The 5,121-nt window shown below is 30.1% G+C and carries 5 protein-coding genes and 1 pseudogene; 5 read left to right on the top strand and 1 reads right to left on the bottom strand.

Annotated elements, in window-relative coordinates; all coding sequences use genetic code 11:
• Window positions 1-796 (bottom strand): annotated as a pseudogene (locus tag KA468_RS10560) (hypothetical protein); the annotation flags it as partial.
• A gap of 198 nt (window positions 797-994) precedes the next feature.
• Here KA468_RS10560 and KA468_RS10565 point away from each other — a divergent pair.
• From KA468_RS10565 to KA468_RS10585, 5 genes are all read left to right on the top strand, one after another.
• On the top strand, window positions 995-1,384 hold the full coding sequence (locus tag KA468_RS10565) for a DUF983 domain-containing protein (protein ID WP_291242897.1): 390 nt from the start codon (window positions 995-997) through the stop codon (window positions 1,382-1,384).
• 102 nt (window positions 1,385-1,486) lie between these two features.
• A complete protein-coding gene (locus tag KA468_RS10570) occupies window positions 1,487-2,902 on the top strand; it encodes an MBL fold metallo-hydrolase (RefSeq protein WP_291242898.1) in 1,416 nt (471 codons plus the stop codon).
• Window positions 2,903-2,985: 83 nt separating this feature from the next.
• Window positions 2,986-3,234 carry a hypothetical protein gene (locus tag KA468_RS10575; protein ID WP_291242899.1) on the top strand — a complete coding sequence of 83 codons (249 nt, stop codon included), beginning with the start codon at window positions 2,986-2,988 and terminating at the stop codon, window positions 3,232-3,234.
• Window positions 3,235-3,306: 72 nt separating this feature from the next.
• Window positions 3,307-4,902 (top strand): hypothetical protein, encoded by a 1,596-nt coding sequence (locus KA468_RS10580; RefSeq protein WP_291242900.1) that lies wholly within the window; start codon window positions 3,307-3,309, stop codon window positions 4,900-4,902.
• Window positions 4,903-4,936: 34 nt separating this feature from the next.
• Window positions 4,937-5,121, top strand: a 185-nt coding sequence (locus tag KA468_RS10585; RefSeq protein WP_291242901.1) for a hypothetical protein, incomplete at its 3' end; no start/stop codon positions are given.

Here is a 5,121-nt window from a genome sequence, read left to right on the forward strand (position 1 = left end):
ACTGAATTCCACCTGCCCATCGCGTATAAGCAGAAAAAAAGGGTCTTTCAATAGTAACCGATTTGTCATAATTTCTATCAAAATCCGTTTCATACTTCAATCGGGTACTAATAAATGAATTTTTTATAGTAGGCACAAAATAATTAAAACTGTATCCAAATTGTTTACTAGTTAAACTTTTGGTGTACGAATTGGCAAGTTCGTGCCCCAAACCAAATATATTTCTTTCTCTAAGATAAAATTTTGTTTTGGTAGTTGTAGGCGATACATCTGGTGCTAAACTCCAAGAATCTAAAATTGTAATCAGCACATCAACAGAATCTTGTGCGACCAATTTCATTTCAGACGATACGCTTCTGGTAAAGCGTTGACTTCTAATTATCCTTTCGGATTCTTTCATTAAAAGGGAATCTAATGGTACGTTTTTCTTAATTAAAAGTAAATTTTTTATGGCTATTTGTTTCGTTTTTATATGCAATGCATTTCCTGCTTTTTCAGCAAATTTTTTTGGACTTTTTAATGAATCTGTTTCTGAATATCCAAATGGATCTAAGGTTTTAATATGAATATTTCGAATAATTTTCCCCTCAAAAGCAACATAATTTTTTGTATTTATTTTTTGAAAATTACTTTTTGTTACTTTTTCTGTTTCTACCGAATGAAAAATAAGTTTATGGATAAATTTGGTAAACTTTCTTTTTTTAGAATATTTTTCTATCGCGCGATAGCCTTTTGAAGTATCTTTTTGAATCTGATTTTCTTGTGCACAAACCAATTGATAACTAAAAAGTATCAAGAGGTATAGTGTTATTTTTTTTTTGAAAATCATATTTTTATTGTTTTACAAAATTACTATTAAATTAAATAGTAAATCATATTTGTAATTAAAATTACTATCACATTAATAGTAATAATATATAGATTTTATTCCTTTGTAACATATATCACATTTCATTATTTTAGATGTAGTATCTTTGTAAAAAAAATAATATATATGTTCGTATTTTTAAAAAATTTATTGTCTTTTAAATGTCCGCGTTGTCACGAAGGAAAACTATTTGTAAATAAATGGTATAGTTTTCCAAACGGAAATAAAATGGTTGAAAGATGTAATGTTTGTGGTCAAAGAACTGAACTTGAACCTGGTTTTTTCCAAGGAACGGGTTATGTTAGTTACGGTTTAACCGTTGGTTTTTCATTAATTACATTCGCAATTTGGGTTTATGTAACAGGATATACACTTCAAAATAAAGAAATTTTTTGGTGGTTGCCAGTTAATATTTTCTTTTTAATTCTATTACAACCTTGGATTATGCGTTTATCAAGAATTATTTGGTTAACTGCATTTTTTCATAGTGACGATGAATTTTTCGATAAAAAATAATCTTATGATAATTATCACAATTTTATTTAAAAATTACTACTAAATTTGTATCGTATTTAAATGAAAATGATTTTAATTTCCATTTGAAAAATTAATTAATATATGAAAATAGAACAAATTTATACAGGTTGTTTGGCGCAAGGTGCTTATTACATAACTTCAAATGGCGAAGCGGCAATAATCGATCCATTACGCGAAACAGCTCCTTATATGGATAGGTTATCTGCAGATAATGTAAAACTAAAGTATATTTTTGAAACCCATTTTCACGCTGATTTTGTTTCGGGACATTTAGATTTAAGTACGCAAACCGATGCGAAAATTGTATACGGACCTACGGCAAAACCTGAATTTGATATCATTTCAGCTGAAGACAATCAAATATTTGAAGTTGGAAATATTAAAATAAAAGTGCTACACACACCTGGACATACCATGGAAAGTACGTGTTATTTATTGATAGATGAAAACGGAAAAGATACGGCATTATTTTCTGGTGATACCTTATTTATTGGTGATGTTGGTCGACCAGATTTAGCTCAAAAAGCAGCATCCATGACACAAGATCAATTGGCAGGGATTTTATTTCATTCTTTACGAGATAAAGTAATGACTTTAGCAGATGATGTAGTTGTCTATCCAGCACATGGAGCGGGTTCAGCTTGTGGTAAAAACATGAGCAAAGAAACGGTTTCTACGATTGGTGAACAAAAACAACAAAATTATGCACTACGTGCCAATATGACTGAAGACGAGTTTATAAAAGAAGTTACTGATGGTTTATTGCCACCACCAGCTTATTTTGGTATGAATGTAGCTATGAATAAAAAAGGAATTCCATCTTTTTCAACAGTTTTAAATAATGGAAAAATCGCTATTGATGTTGCCGACTTTGAACAACTTGTTGAAGACAGTGGCGCTTTGATTTTAGATACGAGAAATCCGGCAGATTTTTCGAAAGGATTTGTACCTCAATCTATAAATATTGGAATTAGTGGTGATTTTGCGCCTTGGGTAGGTGCTTTGATTGCCAATGTGAATCAACCGATAATATTAGTTACAGATTTTGGTAAAGAAGAAGAAACCGTTACACGATTATCTCGTGTTGGATTCGACGCAGTTTTAGGCCATTTAAAAGGCGGATTTGATGCCTGGAAATCAGCTGGATTTGATGTGGATACTGTACATAGAATCACCGCAGCTCAATTTGAAAATGAAGTTAAAATTGGCGATAGCAAAATTATAGACATCAGAAAAGAAAGTGAATACGAAGCAGAACATATTGAAGACGCTTATAGTAAACCTTTAGCTTATATTAATGATTGGGTGAAAGACATCAATCCAAACGAACACTTTTTTATACATTGTGCTGGGGGCTACCGCAGTATGATTGCGGCTTCTATATTACAAGCACGTGGATATAGAAATTTTTCTGAAATTGAAGGTGGTTTTAATGCCATTGCGAAAACCAATATTCCTAAAACCGATTTTATGTGTGCCAGTAAGGTATTGAAGTAAGATTTTATATGAAATTATTTGCCTACATATTTTGTTTTTATTTAACCGCATTAATGGCTCTTCCATCTGTGAGAGTTTTAAAAATGCAGTGGAACGAATCTTGTATTTCTTCTTGTACTAAATCTGATTTTGATACTGACAAGAATTGCGAAAAAGGTAAAATTATTATGAGTTTAAATTTTACTCCGGTGAGTTATATTACAACTAAAATATATTCAGCTACTCCTCAAAATTTTGTAATTACTTCAAAAAAAGAAAAGATATTTTATCATAAAAATTTACTATCCAACTATCAAAATACCATTTGGCAACCGCCTAAAATTATATCATAGTTACATACATAACATCTATTTTACTGTTTTGACAATCTTGTTGTCAACAGTGTAACTATTAGTATAAAAAAAATGAAAAAATATATTTTACTTGCAATCTTATTTTACAAAGTAGGATTTGCACAAAGTACATTTGAATATAATGTACAAATTACGCCAATTACAATATCTACTTTACCAGGATTACATTCGTATGCATTTGCTCAACACAACGGAAAATGGTTAATTATTGGTGGAAGAAAAGATGGTGTTCACGCCAGACAACCATTTAATGCTTTTCCTAATTCACAAAATAACAATCTGATTTATGTAGTAGATATTGCAACACAACAATCGTGGTCTGTGTCATTAGAAACTTTATCTATAGGTTTAAAAGAGCAATTACAAGCCACAAATTTTAACTTTTATCAAGACGGAAATGCATTGTATGTCATAGGTGGGTATGCGTATTCAACCTCACTTGATGATCACGTAACGTTTGATAAATTAACAAGTATTAATGTGCCCAATTTAATTGATTCGGTAATAAATGGTACGCCAATTGCAGGAAATTTTAAACAAATAGCCAATCCGATTTTTCAAAATACAGGAGGACAATTGGGTAAAATTGGAACTAATTTTTATTTAATTGGTGGTCAGATATTTACAGGAAGATATAATCCAATGAATAATCCAACTTTTACACAAACTTATATAAATAAAATACAAAAATTTAATATTGATAATTCAGGTTTACAATTAAGTTTTTCTAATTATTCTTTCGTAGAAGATGCGGTTCATTTGCATCGCCGCGATTATAATTTAGTACCTCAAGTATTTCCAAATGGAGAGGAAGGCTACACGATTTCATCGGGTGTTTTTCAAATAAATGCTGATTTACCCTTTTTGTATCCAGTAGATATTAAGTCTAATGGATATTATCCTCAAACACAGTTTAATCAGTATTTGAGTAATTATCATAGTGCAAAAGTTGGATTATTTGATAGCGCCACTACTAAAATGCACAATTTGTTTTTTGGTGGAATTAGCCAGTATTATTATAACGGAACTACTTTGGTACAAGATAATAATGTGCCTTTTGTGAAAACTATAAGTAGAACTATGCGTGCAGCAAATGGTGACTTGTCTGAGTATAAATTAGATATAGAGATGCCTAATTTTAAAGGCGCAGGAGCTGAGTTTATTCCAAATAAAACATTGCCTCATTATTCAAATGAAGTAATAAAACTGAATGATATTACCTCAAATGAATTTGTTATTGGTCATATTTTTGGTGGTATTGATAGTGGATCTCAAAATCCGTTTACAAATAATCAAACGAATACTACAAGTGCGGGTGCTACTATTTACGAAGTAAAATTAATTAAAAATGTGCCCTTGGGACAAATTAGTATTGAAGGCAAAAATGATTTTACTTTTGTTGTATCTCCTAATCCAGCTCAAGATGACATTGTAAAAATAGATTTCAATATACCCTATTTGGCAACATTAGATTATTTTGTAACGAATGTAAACGGGCAAATAGTAGATGATGGAGAAATTGATGGGTTACAAATAGGAAACAATTCAATGAATTTTAAATTATCAAATACCACTGACAAAGTGCAGTTTCTAACCTTTATTTTGGATAATAAATTTTATTGCACTAAAAAACTCATCATCAAATAATTATAATTAATAACAATTTAAAAATTTTAAAAAAATGAAAAAATTAACTTTAGCAATGTCCGTAGCATTTTTATTTTCAATAGCATTAAATGCACAAGAACCAAAACAAAAGAAGAAAGTAAAAACAGAAAAATCATGTTCTGTAAATGGTAAAAAATGTTGTGGTGAATCAGATAAAAAAGAAGCATCATGTGATTCTAAAAAGAAAGAAAAGAAAGA

The organism is Flavobacterium sp. (assembly GCF_017985075.1).
GTDB lineage: Bacteria > Bacteroidota > Bacteroidia > Flavobacteriales > Flavobacteriaceae > Flavobacterium.

Coding starts and splice junctions, on each gene's coding strand:
- KA468_RS10570 (WP_291242898.1), top strand. CDS start 1,487: ATGAAAATAGAACAAATTTATACAGGTTGTTTGGCGCAAGGTGCTTAT.
- KA468_RS10575 (WP_291242899.1), top strand. CDS start 2,986: ATGCAGTGGAACGAATCTTGTATTTCTTCTTGTACTAAATCTGATTTT.
- KA468_RS10580 (WP_291242900.1), top strand. CDS start 3,307: ATGAAAAAATATATTTTACTTGCAATCTTATTTTACAAAGTAGGATTT.
- KA468_RS10565 (WP_291242897.1), top strand. CDS start 995: ATGTTCGTATTTTTAAAAAATTTATTGTCTTTTAAATGTCCGCGTTGT.